General features: G+C 69.9%; 16 protein-coding genes and 1 pseudogene. 3 read left to right on the plus strand and 14 right to left on the minus strand.

Going from position 1 to position 16,547, the window contains the following annotated elements; translation table 11 throughout:
- Positions 1–126 precede the first annotated feature (126 nt).
- Both SSBG_RS10460 and SSBG_RS10465 read right to left on the minus strand, forming a co-directional pair.
- A complete protein-coding gene (locus tag SSBG_RS10460) occupies positions 127–330 on the minus strand; it encodes a DUF397 domain-containing protein (RefSeq protein ID WP_008746127.1) in 204 nt (67 codons plus the stop codon).
- On the minus strand, positions 327–1,196 hold the full coding sequence (locus SSBG_RS10465; protein ID WP_008746128.1) for a helix-turn-helix domain-containing protein: 870 nt from the start codon (positions 1,194–1,196) through the stop codon (positions 327–329). The genes SSBG_RS10460 and SSBG_RS10465 overlap by 4 nt, the downstream gene beginning before the upstream one ends.
- A 148-nt stretch (positions 1,197–1,344) precedes the next feature.
- Here SSBG_RS10465 and SSBG_RS34490 point away from each other — a divergent pair.
- A pseudogene (locus SSBG_RS34490) lies at positions 1,345–1,745 on the plus strand (ATP-binding protein).
- Between the two features lie 127 nt (positions 1,746–1,872).
- On the opposite strand, the gene SSBG_RS10475 reads toward SSBG_RS34490, so the two are convergent.
- From SSBG_RS10475 to SSBG_RS10525, 12 genes are all read right to left on the minus strand, one after another.
- The gene (locus SSBG_RS10475; protein WP_037869430.1) at positions 1,873–2,472 is read right to left on the minus strand and encodes a hypothetical protein; all 600 of its coding nucleotides are present in this window, start codon (positions 2,470–2,472) and stop codon (positions 1,873–1,875) included.
- Between the two features lie 86 nt (positions 2,473–2,558).
- Complete coding sequence (locus SSBG_RS10480) at positions 2,559–4,574, minus strand: hypothetical protein (RefSeq protein ID WP_234010463.1); 2,016 nt, start codon at positions 4,572–4,574, stop codon at positions 2,559–2,561.
- Between the two features lie 128 nt (positions 4,575–4,702).
- Positions 4,703–5,737 (minus strand): hypothetical protein, encoded by a 1,035-nt coding sequence (locus SSBG_RS10485; RefSeq protein ID WP_008746132.1) that lies wholly within the window; start codon positions 5,735–5,737, stop codon positions 4,703–4,705.
- A complete protein-coding gene (locus tag SSBG_RS10490; protein ID WP_008746133.1) occupies positions 5,734–7,200 on the minus strand; it encodes a phenylacetate--CoA ligase family protein in 1,467 nt (488 codons plus the stop codon). Before SSBG_RS10490 ends, SSBG_RS10485 begins: the two co-directional genes overlap by 4 nt.
- Positions 7,201–7,260: 60 nt before the next feature.
- Complete coding sequence (locus tag SSBG_RS33145; protein WP_158677759.1) at positions 7,261–7,413, minus strand: hypothetical protein; 153 nt, start codon at positions 7,411–7,413, stop codon at positions 7,261–7,263.
- A 145-nt stretch (positions 7,414–7,558) separates the two neighbouring features.
- Positions 7,559–8,074, minus strand: a complete 516-nt coding sequence (locus tag SSBG_RS10495) for a hypothetical protein (RefSeq protein WP_234010464.1) — start codon at positions 8,072–8,074, stop codon at positions 7,559–7,561.
- A gap of 238 nt (positions 8,075–8,312) precedes the next feature.
- Positions 8,313–9,506 (minus strand): elongation factor Tu, encoded by a 1,194-nt coding sequence (gene tuf / locus SSBG_RS10500; protein WP_008746136.1) that lies wholly within the window; start codon positions 9,504–9,506, stop codon positions 8,313–8,315.
- Positions 9,507–9,664: 158 nt separating this feature from the next.
- Entirely contained in the window at positions 9,665–11,785 is a 2,121-nt protein-coding gene (fusA, locus tag SSBG_RS10505; RefSeq protein WP_008746137.1) for an elongation factor G, read from the minus strand.
- 39 nt (positions 11,786–11,824) lie between these two features.
- Positions 11,825–12,295, minus strand: a complete 471-nt coding sequence (gene rpsG / locus SSBG_RS10510) for a 30S ribosomal protein S7 (RefSeq protein ID WP_008746138.1) — start codon at positions 12,293–12,295, stop codon at positions 11,825–11,827.
- A 2-nt stretch (positions 12,296–12,297) separates the two neighbouring features.
- Positions 12,298–12,669, minus strand: coding sequence for a 30S ribosomal protein S12 (gene rpsL, locus SSBG_RS10515; protein ID WP_007823146.1), 372 nt, complete (start codon positions 12,667–12,669; stop codon positions 12,298–12,300).
- A 256-nt stretch (positions 12,670–12,925) separates the two neighbouring features.
- A complete protein-coding gene (locus tag SSBG_RS10520) occupies positions 12,926–13,642 on the minus strand; it encodes a hypothetical protein (protein ID WP_078491465.1) in 717 nt (238 codons plus the stop codon).
- Between the two features lie 320 nt (positions 13,643–13,962).
- On the minus strand, positions 13,963–14,643 hold the full coding sequence (locus tag SSBG_RS10525) for a hypothetical protein (RefSeq protein ID WP_008746141.1): 681 nt from the start codon (positions 14,641–14,643) through the stop codon (positions 13,963–13,965).
- A 234-nt stretch (positions 14,644–14,877) separates the two neighbouring features.
- On the opposite strand from SSBG_RS10525, the gene SSBG_RS10530 reads away from it, so the two are divergent.
- Positions 14,878–15,942, plus strand: a complete 1,065-nt coding sequence (locus tag SSBG_RS10530; RefSeq protein WP_106429321.1) for a cell wall protein — start codon at positions 14,878–14,880, stop codon at positions 15,940–15,942.
- A gap of 486 nt (positions 15,943–16,428) precedes the next feature.
- On the plus strand, positions 16,429–16,547 hold a 119-nt coding region (locus SSBG_RS36095; protein WP_158677835.1), incomplete at its 3' end, for an FAD-dependent oxidoreductase.

The following is a 16,547-nucleotide window of genomic DNA, read 5'->3' on the forward strand; positions in this document are numbered from 1 at the left end:
CGGGGCGTTCGTCTCCGCCTCCGCTGCCGTTCGCAGCCGCGCCCCGGTCGCGGGGCCCGTTCGGGGGCCGGGCACAGCCCGACGATGCCGGGCTTCTCGGCGCCGGGACCGCTCAGGCTGGACGGGTCACGCGCGCGTCGCCGCGAGGAAACGCGTCCAGGCGGCCGGCGCGAATCCGAGCGCGGAACCGTCGGCGTTCTTCGAGTCGCGCACGTGCAGCACGAGGGGCTCGACGGCGACCTCGACGCAGTCATTGTTGTTGGCGCCGCTGTAGCTGCTCCTGAACCACACCAGTCCGGCGCGGTCCCCGGGCGAAGGCTTCGCGGTCATGTGTCTCCTAGCAGCTTTTCGATGAATTCCCGCGTCCTGGCGGGCCCGAGGGCCTGCGAGCGCAGGATGCCATACCGGATGCCCAGGACGTGGACCTCTTGCGGGTCCGAGATGATGCGGCTTGTCAGCTGCGCTTCGGAGTAGCCGACCGTCTTGCCGTCCTCCAGTCGCAGCACCTGCAACTCACCGCCCAGGCCGGCATGTTCCTCCGTTTCGGTCGGCATGACCTGGAGTTCCACGTTGGGCCGCTCGCTCACGGCGAGCAGGTGCTCCAACTGACCTCGCAGCACGGCACGTCCGCCGATCGGCCGCCGCAGCGTGACCTCCTCCAGCACGAAGGACAGCGTCACCATCGGACGCCGGTCGAAGACCGCCTGCCGGGCCAGCCGCGCTTCCACCAGCCGCTCGAACCGCTCACGGAGCAGTGCGGGCCGGGCCTGGGCGAACATCGCCGTGGCGTACTCCTTCGACTGGAGGAGGCCGGGGATGTTGACCGCCCCGTAGATCAGTATCTCCAGCGACTCCCGCTCCAGCTTGGTCAGATGCCTCAGCTTCTTCGGATACCTGGCCTCGGCGACGTCCCGCTTGAACTCGGCGAGTTTGCCGCCCGCGTTCAGGATCTCGTCGGCCTTGTCGAGGAAATCGGGCTTCGGGATGCGCTTGCCGGCCTCGACCTTGTAGACCTGCGCCTCGCTGTATCCGATGGCGGCACCGAAAGCGGGCTGCGAGAAACCGGCGCTCTGGCGCCAGAGCTTGATCTGGCGGCCCACGGCCTCAAGAACGGCGGCCGAGTCCTCCTCGTCCTCGACCTCCTCGTCGGAATCCCAGTTCTGGTTCCCCGAGCCGTCGGACTCTCCACGTGCCACGGCGCTCCTCTCTCCCGCACAGGGCCGTACAAGCCCCGGGCCTCTCCCGCACAGTCACAGCCCGTACGGGCGTGATCACTGGAAAGCCTGAGCCGACCGGGCCACGCTGAGTGACGTGAATCACGAAATCACCCAGCAGCCAGAAGCGATGCACCACTTCTTCCGCGTGCAGCTGTCGAGCACGCGCCGGGGCGCGCGCCTGGCGCGCCTGTTGGCGGTCGAGCAACTGCGGGAGTGGGGAGTGCGGTTGACGGCGCCCCGCCAGATCATCGCGGAGCTGGCTCGAACGCGGTGCTGCACGGTCATGTGGACGGCCGGGACTTCGCGCTGCTCCTCCACCTGTCACCGGAAACGCTGCGGATCGAGCTGGTGGACACGCGGGGTGACAAGGACCTGGAGCCGACAGCCCCACCCTGGTACGCGGAAAGGGGCCGCGGCCTGCTCCTGGTAGCGGCCTTCGCGGACGACTGGGGCGTGGCATGGGGCCCCGCACCGAGGAAAACGGTATGGGCGGAGGTACGACTGCGAAGGCGCGATCAGCGGGGATAGCCGACGCGGAGCAAGTCGCCGCGCGCCTCGCCGATTTCGGCGCCCCTCCGAAGCGCGGCGACGACCTCACGTGTCAAGGGCCCCAGCCCGTCCACGCGTTGCCCCCCACGCGCATCCCCCCACCGGTTCACCCCACGGGCAACCGCGAGGGCAGCACGCACTTCGCGTCGGCGTGCGCCTGCCGTGCCAGTGCCTCGGTCATGGACAACAGCGTGCTCCGCGCCTCCTTGTCCGAGACCTGAAGCGGACGCCCGAGCAGGAGACTCACGTGCAGACTCGTCGGCTCGCTGTCTCCCTTCTCCCCCGGCGTGCACGGGACCAGGATCATGGCCGCCCACGTGTTGACCTTGGCACTGATGCCGGCCTCGGGGCGGTCGTAGTCCTTGTCCCGCTCGCCCTTCAGCCAGACGCGCCCTTCCAGGGCCCCGGGGTCGAGACTGCGCAACGTGTCCACGGTCGCCCGGAGAAGTTCCTCGTGCTCGTCGTCCGCGATGACGCACACCGTCTGGTAGTCCCGCGAGGCCGGATCGACGTCGTACGTCCGCTCCTGGAAGTCGTAGGCGGACGAGCGGGGCAGTACCCGGTTCAAGGTCTCGGCGGTCGCCGTCCCCCGGGGCAGTCCCCGGCACATCTCCCCGGCCCGCACCACCCCCCGCGCCTCGTCCCGCCACCCGAAATACCACCCACAGAACAACCCCACCGCCACCACGACCACAATCCCGAGCACCCCGACAAGACGGGCCCTCTTCCGTGGCCCCTCGCGCCCGGGCGAACCCGCTGCGGAATCCGTCACCATTCCACCCCTCCGTGCGGTCACACCACGTCCAACTGGTCGGCATCCGCGTCCCGCACGCTGTTCCAGGAGTTCGTGAACTTCTCCCGCTCCCGCTCACCGGCCTTCATGGCCAGTTCCTCATCGACGTGCGCCCTGCCGTTCTCGTATGTGGTGGTGGCCTCGCGGACGGCCTGCTCCGTGGTCAGGGAGTCACGGTCGCGCAGCCGGGCCTTGTCGTCCACGCGCTTGAACTCCGCCGCCTCGTCGCCTTTCTTGTCCTCGCCGAGCCCCCCGAGAATTCCCTCGAAAAGCGAGGACGTAGCGGTTCCCGCGAGTCCTCCTGCCACCACCCCGCCGGGTCCGGTGAACCCGGACGTCGCGACCCCTGTGGCACTCCCCACCAGGGAGCCGCCCCACGTGCTCGCGTGCTTCTTCCAGGCGCCGTCCCTGGCGTTCAGCGCCGCCCCGTCCTTGACGCTCTGGGAGTACGCGCCATTGGCGAGAACACCCTGGAAGGTTCCACTGGCACCCGCGACGGCCACGACCGCGTCGCCCGCGGTTCCGGGGCGGAAACCTGCCGGGGCGTTCAGGTGCGCTTTCATCAACTCGGCGCTGTAGACGTGCTCCGCCACATTGAGGCGGTCGTACCCCTCGGGATTGCGGCCGATCGCGTGCAGGAAACGCACAGCCTGTGCGTAGCCTATGGTCGCGGACGCGCCGGAGACCGGGAAAAGGGTCGCGTTGTAATGGCTGGCGCCACTGAGCCCCCTGTGCAGTTCCGGCAGGTACTCCGCCGAGATATTCGCGAAGCTGTCGGACAGAAAGGAATGGTCCGTCAGTCCTCCGGCATGGAGGGACACGGAAGCCACCATCGCGGAGAAAAGCTCCGCCTGCGCCGCATTGTGCTTCAGGTCGTCGAACGTGGCCCTCTCCCCCGGCCGATGTCCCGTCGTCGCCGCCTCCAGCGCCAGGCCCAGCGCGTTGTGGCCCGTCACCTCGCCCTTGCCGCCCCTTCCGTCCTCGGGCCACTCGCGCTCCTCGAAGAGGTAGGTGAAGTTGGTTCCCTTCGTCCCGTCCTCCTTCTTGTGCTCGACCAGGAAGAACTCCGTCGCCGCGTCCGGGCTGTGGGACAGCGCCTTCAGGTAGCCCGTGAAGGGATCGTTCCCCCTGTCCTCGCCGAGGTGGTTCACGCGGCTCGACGTGTTCCACCCCTCGAACCCGGGCGAGCCCGCTCCGGCCATCACCCGCTCGTCCGCGTCGACCAGCTTCTTGCCGTACCGCACGAGGAACGCGTCGTCGAAGTCCCCGTACCGCATGAGGCTGCTCATGACGACGAAGCCCCTGGGGCCGCCGAAACCGCCCGCCGGGTCGGGGCCGGTCTGCCCCACGGGCTTGTCCACGAGCCCGAGAAGGTCCTTCTTCCACTTCCGCATGGCCCCCGAGTCCGAGTTCGTGGCCGCGGCCACCGTCAGGCTCAGGTTCTTCTGCATCGCGTCCAAGTCGTCGGCCCGCTCGAAGAACCGCGGCCCTCCGTCCCTCCCGGGCCGCCTGTCCGCGTTGCTGAGCTTCTCCCAGAACTCCAGCGTGCCCTTCGCGCCCAGCTCCCCGACGACTTTCTCCGCGAACGGGTACTCGTCGTAGTTCTGCGCGAACAGCTTTTTGAGCTCGTCGAATTCCTCCGGGCTCAGGTCCTCGGGGTCCCTCTCCGCCAGCTCGGCCGCCCGCCTCGCCGCCTTCGCGGCCTTCGCGTTGGCCTCACGGCTGACCAGCTCCTCCTTGATCCGCACCATGCCCGGATGCCGCGGATCGGGCCCATTGCCCTCGTTCAGAGAGAGGTAGTACCGCCGTTTCAGAAGCGGGAGTTCGTGCTCCGCCCACGACGCGGTGTGCTGGATACCTCCGAACTCGGCGCCGCCTATGCCGTAGGAGGCCAACTGGTTCTTGTAGTAGCTCGCCCGCTCCGCGAGCCATCGTTGATCCCGCTCGGCGGCGGTGACCACCCTGTGCAGCTTCTCCGGGTCGATCCCCGAGAAGCCCTCGCCCTCGTGCGCCACTCCGCCACCCCACCCGCCCCCACAGCACTCCGGAGTCAGCACGTTACCGAAACAGCACACGATGCGCTAGCGGTAACTCGCCTACCGGCGGCGCGTGTTGGCCCGCGAAAGACGGTTCCCGCGCCCGCTCACACCTGCCGTACGAGCGGTACCGCCCCGGTCCCTCGGCGGGCCGCGTCCTTGCGGGCGGAGCCGGCGCTCGGGCCCGTGCCGACGACCTCGCCGTCGAGCAGGGCCACCCAGTCGCCCGGCCGTGCCCGCTCGTCGAGGTCGCCCGGGGCGCCGGGCGTGCCGAGGGCGGCGAGCAGGACGGAGGACGCGGCCGTCACCGGCACCGTGGCGAGCGCCCCCGCCCGCCACTCCGCCGTCGTGCGCTCGCGGCCCGCGCGCCGTACCCAGTAGAGGTGCTGGGCCACGATCACCGGCCCCAGCACCACCATCAGCGGGAAGGCCCCCGTCAGGGTGCCGGTCGCGAACAGGACGCTGATCGCGCTGGAGGCGAGGACGCCGAGCGCCCCCGCGAGCAGGGCCGCCGCGCGGCCGTACGCCTTCGCCGCGACGAGCGGGAAGAGCACGATCAGCAGCAGGTCGCCCAGGCCGAGCGCCACCGGCGGATCGCCGCGCGTGACAGCGAGGAGCGGGGCGAAGGGCAGGCCCATGACCTGCGCGGCGAAGCGGTCCATGACCGAGCTGAGCCCCGTCGCCAGAAGGTCGTACACGGCGAGCAACCCCGCGAACCACGCCGTGTGCACCGACTTGAAGCCACTCTGCGCCCACATCGTCGCGACCCCGACGACCGCGACGGCGAGCAGGACGTCGGTCAGCACCAGGACGGCGAGCGTCCGGTCCGCGAGAGCCAGTCCGCCCGTCACGGCGACGGCGAGCACCGCGAGAAGCGCCGCCCCGAGGCCGCCGAGCAGGGGCGCCAGCGTGAACTGGAGCGCCGCGCACAGGACGAGCCCGAAGACGACCGCCACCGCGGTACGGGGCAGCTCCAGGTAGAGCAGCGGGGCCAGCATCACCACGGCCATCACCACCAGCACGTCCGGCGGTTCGTACTTCCCCACCGGCGGCCTCGGCATCCGCACCCGCGCGAAGTACCCGAGGCCGAGCAGCGTGATCGCGGCCACGCAGACGTTGAGGCCGACCAGCGCGGCGCTCATGCCGGGCTCGCGACGCGGACGGCGGCGGGGCGGATCGCCTCGAAGGTGTGCTCGCGCAGGTCGGCGCGGACCGGGCCGGTCGGCGGCATGTCGTCGGGGTCGTCGTGCAGCACGACGCTCTCCAGCGGGAGGCGCGCGGCGCTCGCCCGGTCCTCCAGCCGCCCGAGGAGCGCGTGCGCGGGCAGCGCGGCCACCCGCAGGTGCAGCGCGGGGCCGCGCGGGCCCTCGACCAGCGCGTACCGCGCGGGCAGCGGCACCTCCGGCTCCGCCTCGATCAGGTCGAGCAGATCGCGTGTGGTGATCGTCCGGCTCAGCTCGCCGGCCCAGCGCCCCAGTACGGGACTCGTGGCGGGCAGGTGCGCCAGCTCGCAGACCGGCGCCTCCTCCGGGACCCGGACGAGGTCACCGGTCGCGTACCGCAGGAGCAGCGTGCACTCGCGGTACGGCACGTACGGGGTGTGGACGAGAACTCCCGTCATGCCGGGCGGAGTCGCCTCGTACGTCACCGGGTCCCTGATCTCCGTCCAGCCGAACTCCGTGCTGTGGTGCAGGTGTCCGGCGGTGCAGGGGGTGCCGCCGGAGGGCAGGGTCTCCGTCATCATGTACCCGGCGGAGATCCGGGCCCCGAACGCCGCCTCGGCGCGGGCGCGCAGCGGCGCGGAGAGCACTTCGCCGCCCACCGCGAGGTGTTCGAGACCGAAGTCCCCCGGTCGCCAGCCGTCCCGCTCGGCGGTCTGCACGAGCGCCGCCAAGTAGGAGGCGGACACGTTGAGATGGGTGATCTGCGGCGCCTTCCCCGGCAGGTTGAGCGGGGCGGCGAGGCGGTCGAGGGCGAGGGCGGGATCGACGGTGCCGATCTGCACGAAGGCGGCGCCGACGCGGGTGACCGACTCCTCGGTGCTCAGCAGCGGCAGCGTGGCCCGCGAGCACCCGCCGTACGCCATGGTGTGGTGGGGCCGCAGCCCGACGCCGAGCACGGCCGAGACCGTGCTGAGCGCGACCACGATCTCGGTCTCGGCGCGCGAGTACCAGACGGCTGTCGGGGTGCCGCTCGTACCCGTGGTGAGCGCCATCAGCGCGGGGCGCGCGGCGGCAGAGACGAAGGCGGCGGGCAGCGCGCGCAGCGCGGTCTTCTCCGTGACGGGCACGCTCTCCCACGTCTCGGGGGTGAGCCCCTCCGGGTCGAGGCCGTGCTCGGCGAAGAGCCGCTGGTAGTACGCGGTGTGCCGGGCGGCCGCACGGGCGGTGGCCCGCAGGCCCCGCAGCGCCACCGTACGGCGGATCTCCGGATCTGCCTGCCCGGCCTGGCCCGGCAGCAGGGCCGAGTCCTCGCCCGGCTCGCCGAACTCGGCGAGCGTCGCGACGAGATCGCGGGCGATGCGCTCCAAGTCCCGTGGCCGGATGGGCCGGTTGCGCAGAATGGCGGAGGTGTAGCGGAGCTGGCTGAACGCGGTGCCGAACACGGAGCCTCCTGAAAGCCTGGACCGGGGATGCGTCCCGGTCCAGGCCGGGCCTCGGTCCGGTCAGGCCATGCTGGCGAACATCGCGGCGGCGAGGGTGCTGTAGGCGTACTTGAGGTAGTGCTTGACCATGGTGGATCTCCCTTGCTCTGGCCGTACTCGAAGACGGCAGGGGCTACCTGTGACGCGTCGGCACACCTCGGGTGCCAGGGGCACGTAAGGTCCGGCGCGTGTTCAGGTTAAGGGAGTTGAGGGCGGGGCGACATAGGGCGGAGCGCTTTCTTCCTCGCGCACGGCACAACGGCGCGCCCCACGGGTCCGTCAGCACGACCCGTCGAGCACGCCGTCAGGGGTACGGGAGTCAGTGGCTCCCGTGCAGGTGCATCCTCCGCCGGCCGTGGTGGCCGGAGGTCTGGAGGGACCTCGGTGCCTCCCGGCCGGCGTCCCCGCCCTCGGAGCGCGCGGCGCCCGTGGAGGCGCCGGTGCCGCCGGTACGGTGCTCGGCGTCGAGCTGACGCCGCAGCCGGTCTCGTTCACCGACCGCCGCACCACCTTCCTTGCGCTGCACCGCGTGCCGGTGGTGGAGCCCCAGCCCCTCACGCATCAGCCACATCCCCAGTGCGAAGACCAGCGCGAGGCCGAGACCTCCCGCGAAAGCCCCCAGGGTACTGATGGTGAACGGATCGCTCCCGAAGAGGGACACCGTGTACTCGGGCCCTCCCGACGTGTTGAACGCGATCAGCAGGGCGGTGAACGCCGCTGCCGCCGCTGCCAGCAGAAGGCCGATGACCATCATGGGCAGCACCTCTTCACTGCGCGTCTCGCCGCGCATCGTCGCCCGCCCGGACCCTTTGCCGCCCGGACTCTTCAGGGCCACCTCCCACACTCCTCCACCTCCCGCAAGCCCGCATCCCGAGAGCGCGGTGCGCACGAGGAAGACGTCGCCGCGCGCCCCGGCACGAACTCCGTGAACGCGGGCCGGGAGGCGCGCCCCGCCCACGCGAGAGGGCCCGTACGACCGAAGTCGTACGGGCCCTCTCAGGTCCGAGTCGCCTGCGCCCCCGAAGGGACGCGCGCCCTCAGATCACCGCCCGGAACACGTCCCGGGCATCAACTCACTTGTTGATCTTGGTGACCTGGCCGGCGCCGACGGTCCGGCCACCCTCACGGATGGCGAACTTGAGGCCCTCTTCCATGGCGACGGGCTGGATGAGCTCGACGGTCATCTCGGTGTTGTCGCCGGGCATGACCATCTCGGTGCCCTCGGGGAGGGTCACGACGCCGGTCACGTCCGTGGTGCGGAAGTAGAACTGCGGACGGTAGTTGTTGAAGAAGGGGGTGTGACGGCCACCCTCGTCCTTCGACAGGATGTACGCCTGCGCCTCGAAGGAGGTGTGCGGCGTGACCGAGCCCGGCTTGATGATGACCTGGCCGCGCTCGACGTCCTCGCGCTTGATGCCGCGGAGGAGCAGACCGACGTTCTCGCCCGCCTGGCCCTCGTCGAGCAGCTTGCGGAACATCTCGATGCCGGTGACCGTGGTGGTCGCCTTCTCCTGCTTGATGCCGATGATGTCGACGGTCTCGTTGACCTTCAGGACACCACGCTCGATACGGCCGGTGACGACCGTACCGCGACCGGTGATCGTGAAGACGTCCTCGATCGGCATGAGGAACGGCTTGTCCACGTCGCGCTCGGGCTCCGGGATGGCCTCGTCCACAGCCTTCATGAGGTTGAGGACGGACTCGCCCCACTCCTTGTCGCCCTCAAGGGCCTTGAGAGCGGAGACCTTGACGACCGGAACGTCGTCGCCCGGGAACTCGTACTCGGAGAGCAGCTCGCGGACCTCAAGCTCGACGAGCTCAAGGATCTCCTCGTCGTCCACCATGTCGGCCTTGTTGAGGGCGACAACGATGTAGGGGACGCCGACCTGGCGGGCCAGGAGGACGTGCTCCTTCGTCTGCGGCATCGGACCGTCGGTCGCGGCGACCACCAGGATCGCGCCGTCCATCTGGGCGGCACCGGTGATCATGTTCTTGATGTAGTCCGCGTGACCGGGGCAGTCGACGTGCGCGTAGTGGCGCGTCTCGGTCTGGTACTCGACGTGCGCGATCGAGATGGTGATACCGCGCTGGCGCTCCTCAGGAGCCTTGTCGATCTGGTCGAAGGCCGAGGCCTCGTTCAGGTCCGGGTACGCGTCGTGCAGCACCTTGGTAATGGCGGCCGTGAGGGTCGTCTTACCGTGGTCGATGTGACCGATGGTGCCGATGTTGACGTGCGGCTTAGTCCGCTCGAACTTCGCCTTCGCCACTGGGTTCCTCCTGTGGAGTGGTTCTGTACGCCTTGCTTCATCGGCGCCAGGGATGATCTTTGCTGGGGTGCCGGGTCCCCCGGGGGCGTCCCCACGGGTGAGCGGGGGCGCCCCGTGCGGGGGTCCGGTGTCAAGCCTACGGCGTGAACTCGGGTGAGTTACTCGCCCTTGGCCTTCGCGATGATCTCCTCGGCGACGTTCCGCGGAACCTCGGCGTAGGAGTCGAACTGCATCGAGTAGCTTGCGCGACCCGAGGTCTTGCTGCGGAGGTCGCCGACGTAACCGAACATCTCCGACAGCGGTACCAGGCCCGTGACGAGCTTGGCGGCCGAGCGGTCCTCCATGGACTGGATCTGACCGCGACGGGAGTTGATGTCGCCGATGACGTCGCCCATGTAGTCCTCGGGCGTCGTCACCTCCACCTTCATCATCGGTTCGAGCAGGGCCGGGCTGGCCTTGCGGGCGGCCTCCTTGAAGGCCATCGAACCGGCGATCTTGAACGCCATCTCCGAGGAGTCGACGTCGTGGTAGGCACCGTCGAGCAGGATCACCCGGACACCCGTGAGCGGGTAGCCGGCGAGCACGCCGAACTCCATGGCCTCCTGCGCGCCCGCGTCCACCGAGGGGATGTACTCCCGGGGGATGCGGCCACCGGTGACCTTGTTGACGAACTCGTACCCGTCGCCCTCCAGCGGCTCCAGCGCGATCTGCACCTTCGCGAACTGGCCGGAACCACCGGTCTGCTTCTTGTGCGTGTAGTCGAGGCGCTCGACGGGCTTGCGCAGGGTCTCGCGGTAGGCGACCTGCGGCTTGCCGACGTTCGCCTCCACGCGGAACTCGCGGCGCATCCGGTCCACGAGCACGTCGAGGTGGAGCTCGCCCATACCGGCGATGATCGTCTGGCCGGTCTCCTCGTCGGTCTTGACGCGGAAGGACGGGTCCTCCTCGGCCAGGCGCTGGATGGCGACACCCAGCTTCTCCTGGTCGCCCTTGGACTTCGGCTCGATGGCGACCTCGATGACCGGGGCCGGGAAGTCCATCGACTCCAGGATGACCGGCTTCGCCGGGTCGCAGAGGGTCTCACCGGTGGTGGTCTGCTTGAGCCCCATGACGGCGACGATGTCACCGGCACCCACCGACTCGATCTCCTCACGCTTGTTGGCGTGCATCCGGTAGATCTTGCCGATGCGCTCCTTCTTGCCCTTCACCGAGTTCTGAACCGAAGAACCCGACTCCAGACGACCGGAGTACACGCGGACGAAGGTCAGCTTCCCGAGGTGCGGGTCGCTGGCGATCTTGAAGGCGAGCGCGGCGAGCGGCTCCTCCTCGGAGGGACGCCGCTTGACGATCTCCTCGGGGTTGTTGACCGCCTGGCCCTCGATCGCCTCGATGTCGAGCGGCGAGGGGAGGTAGCGGACAACGGCGTCGAGCAGCGGCTGCACGCCCTTGTTCTTGAACGCGGTGCCGCAGAACACGGGGGTGACGGTGGTGCCGTCGCCCTTGCCCGAGGCGATGGTGATGCGGCGGATCGCCGCGTACAGCTGCTCCTCGGTGGGCTCGGTGCCCTCCAGGTACAGCTCCATCATCTCTTCGTCGTTCTCGGCGACGCCCTCGACCAGCTTGCCGCGCCACTCGGCGGCGGTCTCGGTGTGGCTCGCCGGGATCTCCACGACGTCGTACGCCTCGCCGAGCTTGGTGTCGGCGGACCAGACGAGCGCCTTCATCCGGACGAGGTCGACAACACCCTGGAAGTCGGCCTCGGCCCCGATGGGGAGCTGCATGACGAGCGGGGTCGCGCCGAGGCGGTCGACGATCATGTCGACGCAGCGGTGGAACTCGGCGCCGGTGCGGTCGAGCTTGTTGACGAAGCAGATACGCGGAACGCCGTAGCGGTCCGCCTGACGCCACACAGTCTCGGACTGCGGCTCGACACCGGCGACACCGTCGAACACCGTGACGGCGCCGTCGAGGACGCGCAGCGAGCGCTCCACCTCGACGGTGAAGTCGACGTGGCCCGGGGTGTCGATGATGTTGATGGTGTGGTCGACGTCGTTCAGCGGCCAGTGACAGGTGGTGGCGGCAGAGGTGATCGTGATGCCACGCTCCTGCTCCTGCTCCATCCAGTCCATGGTCGCGGCGCCGTCGTGCACTTCACCGATCTTGTACGAAACACCGGTGTAGTACAGGATCCGCTCGGTCGTCGTCGTCTTGCCCGCGTCGATGTGGGCCATAATCCCGATGTTGCGGACCCGGCCCAGGTCAAGCGAAGTGGTAGCCATAAGGCTTCAGTCTTCTCTCGGTCTCGATGGGGTCTGCGACTACCAGCGGTAGTGCGCGAAGGCCTTGTTGGACTCGGCCATCTTGTGCGTGTCCTCGCGCTTCTTCACAGCGGCACCCAGGCCGTTGGACGCGTCGAGAAGCTCGTTCGTGAGGCGCTCGGTCATGGTCTTCTCGCGACGGGCGCGGGAGTACCCGACGAGCCAGCGCAGGGCGAGCGTGTTCGCACGGCCCGGCTTGACCTCGATCGGCACCTGGTAGGTCGCACCACCGACGCGGCGGGACTTGACCTCCAGGGTCGGCTTGATGTTCTCCAGCGCGCGCTTCAGCGTGACGACCGGGTCGGCGTTGGTCTTCTCGCGAAGACCCTCCATGGCGCCGTACACGATCCGCTCGGCGGTGGAGCGCTTGCCGTTGAGCAGCACCTTGTTGATGAGGGAGGTCACCAGGGGGGAGCCGTAAACCGGGTCGATGATGACCGGGCGCTTCGGGGCGGGGCCCTTACGAGGCATTCTTACTTCTCCTTCTTGGCGCCGTAGCGGCTGCGGGCCTGCTTGCGGTTCTTGACACCCTGGGTGTCGAGCGAGCCTCGGATGATCTTGTAGCGAACACCCGGCAGGTCCTTCACACGGCCACCACGCACGAGCACGATGGAGTGCTCCTGCAGGTTGTGTCCCTCACCCGGGATGTAGGCCGTGACCTCGATGCCGGAGGTCAGACGCACACGCGCGACCTTCCGCAGGGCCGAGTTCGGCTTCTTCGGGGTGGTCGTGAACACACGCGTGCAGACGCCGCGGCGCTGGGGCGAACCGTCCAGTGCGGGCGTCTTGTTCTTCTCGACCTTGTCCTGCCTGCCCTTGCGGACAAGCTGCTGGATCGTAGGCACTACTACTCCGGTTTCTGTGTGCCGAATGGTAAAGCTAACCTGGAACACCCCCGACCCACGCGGTCGGGTGTGTCGGAACCGGGACTCCGTCGCGAGGCGTGACGCATCGCGCGGAAGGAGCGGATCAGGCGGCCTTTGTCGGGTCCCTTGTGTGCGGTCTGTAGGCACGCACGCGGACCCGGGCACACCCCAGGCACGAGGTCAGAGCGTACCTACCGTATGGACCTGGGTCAAAACAAATGCGTGGGGGCCCCGCTCAGCGGTTGACCGACTGGATCTCCCGCACGGTCACGTCCTGCGGCTGCCCGTACGTCCCGTCCGGCAGATCGCCACCGGCCCCGCCCGTACCGGTCCACGCGGTGTCCCAGGTCACAGCGGTCCGCAGCCGGTACGTGGCGTCCCCGGACGACTTGAGGTACGTCACTCCGCACGGGGGCGTACGGTCCGCCTCGCCGGCCGCGAAGGGTTCCCCGATCGCCCCGCCCGCGCCCACCGGGCAGCTCCCGCCCGCGGGCAGCGTGCGGGCGTCCGCCGTACCGGGCTGGATCGCGAGCCGGACCGGCTTCGCCGTCGTCGTCGCCGACATCGCGAAGCCGCCCACCGAAAGTGTCGCCGTCACGGACACGGGTTCGAGCTGCGCGCGGTCCAGCCACACCCAGGTCGGCAGGTTCACCTTGCTCGCCCCCGCCGGGGCGAGCCGCGCCCTGAGGCTCGGCACCTTCATCCGCTCGTAGGCGAGCCCGGCGAGGATCTCGGGCGAGATGGCGTGCGGAACGTCGGGCGGCTCGGCGTTGTCGGCCCAGAACGGGGGCCGGTCGCACTCCATCATCTCGGCGAGCGAGGCGTCGTCCCGGTACTGGGCGGTCCAGTACATCCCCTTCCCCTCGTCGTCCTTGTGGTACTCGTCCTCGGCGTACCCCTCGTTCTGATCGGAGATCTCCCGCACGATGTCGTGCGCGCCGGGATCATGCACGGCGGCGACATAGGTACTCCGCCGCAACCGCTCAAACTCCTCGGGCCCGTACTCGGGCGCATACCAACACCCAGGAGGCTCCCAATCGGCAACGGCAACACTCCCCCCACCGCCACCGCCACCGCCGTGCTGGGTGTAGGTGATGCGGACGGTGGAAGTCACCTGTCCATGACCGGAATCACCGCCCAGCTGAGCCTTCCCACCGGGCGGAGGCGGCGCTGTTCCGGCACCGTCACCTGCCACGGCACTGTTCGCGCTGAGGAAGAGCAGGACGACACTGACCGTCGCCGCCGTCCACAGAGCAGTCCCCCGTGCTGATCTCACATGCACTCCTTGGCCGCCGTAACTCCCCTGATCTCCTTCGCACGCCAGTGCCCGTCTTTACCGGTGGTCGTCATGCCCCATTCGTACTTGATGTAGTTGGTGGCATCGTCGGAGTCGTTGATGACCTTGCCTGTGTCCAGGTGCTTGGCCGCGTACTCGTGATCATCGACGCAAAAAGTGACGACAGCGGTGGCGTGTGGCCGCACGATCTGGACTGACTGCTTACTGAGCGTGCGTGTTCCAGTCACCGAACTCTTCTTCTGTACGTGCGTCTTGACATCCGTCTGCATCCACTGCCGCGCGTTGCTCGCCGGATAGGAGTAGAAGAGGTAGGCCGGATCGTCCACGTCCTGGCGTGCGATCGCCCGAACCTGCCCTGTCAGCGCGTTCACCGCGTCCCGCAGCGCGGCGGCCTCCTCCGCGCCCTTCGGCACCTCCCAGTCCGTCACCACCTTCAAATCCTTCGGCAGGCTCAAGTCCGGCGCCCCCTCCTCGCTCGCCGTGCTCTTCGACGCGCTCGCGCTCGGGCTCGGCTTGGGTGAGGCCGTCTTCTCCGCGCCCGCGATCTCGTTCTTCGGCGCCTTGTCCGACCCCCCGTCGTCACCCCCGCACCCGGCCACCAGAACAGAAGCCGCCACCAGGGCGGCACACGCGGTCACGGTGCGCTGACGCTTCACAGTCGAACTCCAAAAGGCGGGAACACATCCAGACGTACGACGAACTTAGTCAGACCCCGGCAGACTTCGCCACCATTCCAGGCCCAACTCCACGCATTCCGCACGCGCTTGGCATCCGTCACCAGCCCAACGCCCCACCCCCCGCCCCGGACACCGCGCCATTCGGGTGCCCCCTGTCGCCCCCGCGCGGGAAAGCGCACCATGGAAAGCCGGACGAGTCCCTGGGGGAACCCCATGCCCTACGACCCCGACTCCACCCCGTCCCCGCTCCCCGAGGACGCGAACTCCGCACGCACCCCCGCCAGGAGAGACCCGTACCCCCTCACCTGGCCCCGCGCCCTCGCCCACGGCCTCAACAGCGCCTTCGTCCTGGTCCTCGTCCTGACGCTCTTCGCGGGCCTCCTCGGCGAAGTCCCCTTCGCACTGCTCTTCTTCGCCGGCCTCGTGCTCCCCCCGGCCCTGACCGCCCGCCACTTCGCCCGGCGTCCGCTCCCCGAGCCCCCGCCCGGCTCCCGCACCGCCCCCGAAGTACTCGACTACGCACGGGCGATCCAGTCCCTCGACTACCAGCCGGGCCCCGGCTCCACGGACGACGACCTGGCCGACTACCTGCTCGCCCTCGACGTCTACGACAGGACCCGTACCGCCGAGCCCGGAGACCTCGACAGCATCCTCGCCGAGGGCTGGGCCGCGCTGACCCGCCTGCGCACCCCCAACGCCGAGTGGAACCACGGCGAGGGCGACACCGTGCTGCGGCTGCCCCGCCCCGAGCCCGGCACGATGGCCGTCCTCGCCCTCACGAGCCCGGCCCTCGGCCTGGTCCGCGTACGGGCCAGGGGCGGGCGCGGCCCCTGGGCGCGGCTGTACGAGGCGGGCGGGCCCGTCTGCGCCCGGTTGCCGCTCCCGGCGCGCGAGGGCGACTCCGTCCAGCTCGAACTGCGCCTCGAAGGCGCCTGGCGCCTCGCCGTGCTCGGCTCCCACGTCATCCGCGGGCTGACCGCCGCGGCCCCCCGCCTGAGCGGTCACGGCGGCGACGTGCTCGCCCTGGAGGCCCCCACCACGCGGCTCACCTTCCAGCACGGCGGCCACGGCCCGTACCAGCTCCGCCGCCTCACCCCCACGCTGCGCCCCGCCGAGATCCTCGCCGAGGGCGTGGGCGAGGCCCGCCTCACCCTCCCCGCCCCGGCCGGCCATCTCCAGATCCAGACCCGCGGCGGCTGGACCCTCGATAGCGGCGAAGCCGCGGGCGAACGCGAGCCCGGGCCCGAGGACGGGTACGGGCCGCCGGGCGCCGAGTGACCGTCCCGGCGGCCAGCACCGACCCCGCGTCACGTATTGGCACACCTCGGCTTCGGCCTCGCCGCGGTCGGCACGGCCTTCGGCCTCCTCCAGTACGTCCTGGGCGGGCGGCACCTCGGCGCGGCGGGCCGGCGCCCCACGAACCCGCTCGCCCTCGCCGAGGGCAGCCGCTGGACGCCCTCGTGGACCTCACGACCGCGCTCGCCGTCGCCCTGCCCGCCGGGTACGTGGTCACGATGCCGCGCAGCCCGCGCACCACCCCCGTCGAGTCCTCCCGCGTCAACGCAGAGCTCGTCCGGCTCCACCGGCCCGAGACCGAGGTCAGGTACGTCGCCGTCACCGGGCTCGCCGTCATGGCCGCCGGGGCGGCCATGTACCGCCTCTCGCGGTGGGTACAGCGCCGGATGGGCGGCGTGGACCGAGCGCGCCCGGCCCCTCCGCCCCCGACACCCCCACTCACCTCGCACTCACCAGGAGTTGATCACCATGCGCGTCATCGTCATCGGAGCCGGGATCGCCGGAGCCGCCACCGGGTACCGGCTGGCCCGGGCGGGCGCGGACACCGTCCTCGTGGACGCCGGGCACGCGGGCCGCGCCACCTCCGC

This window comes from Streptomyces sp. SPB074, assembly GCF_000154905.1.
GTDB lineage: Bacteria > Actinomycetota > Actinomycetes > Streptomycetales > Streptomycetaceae > Streptomyces.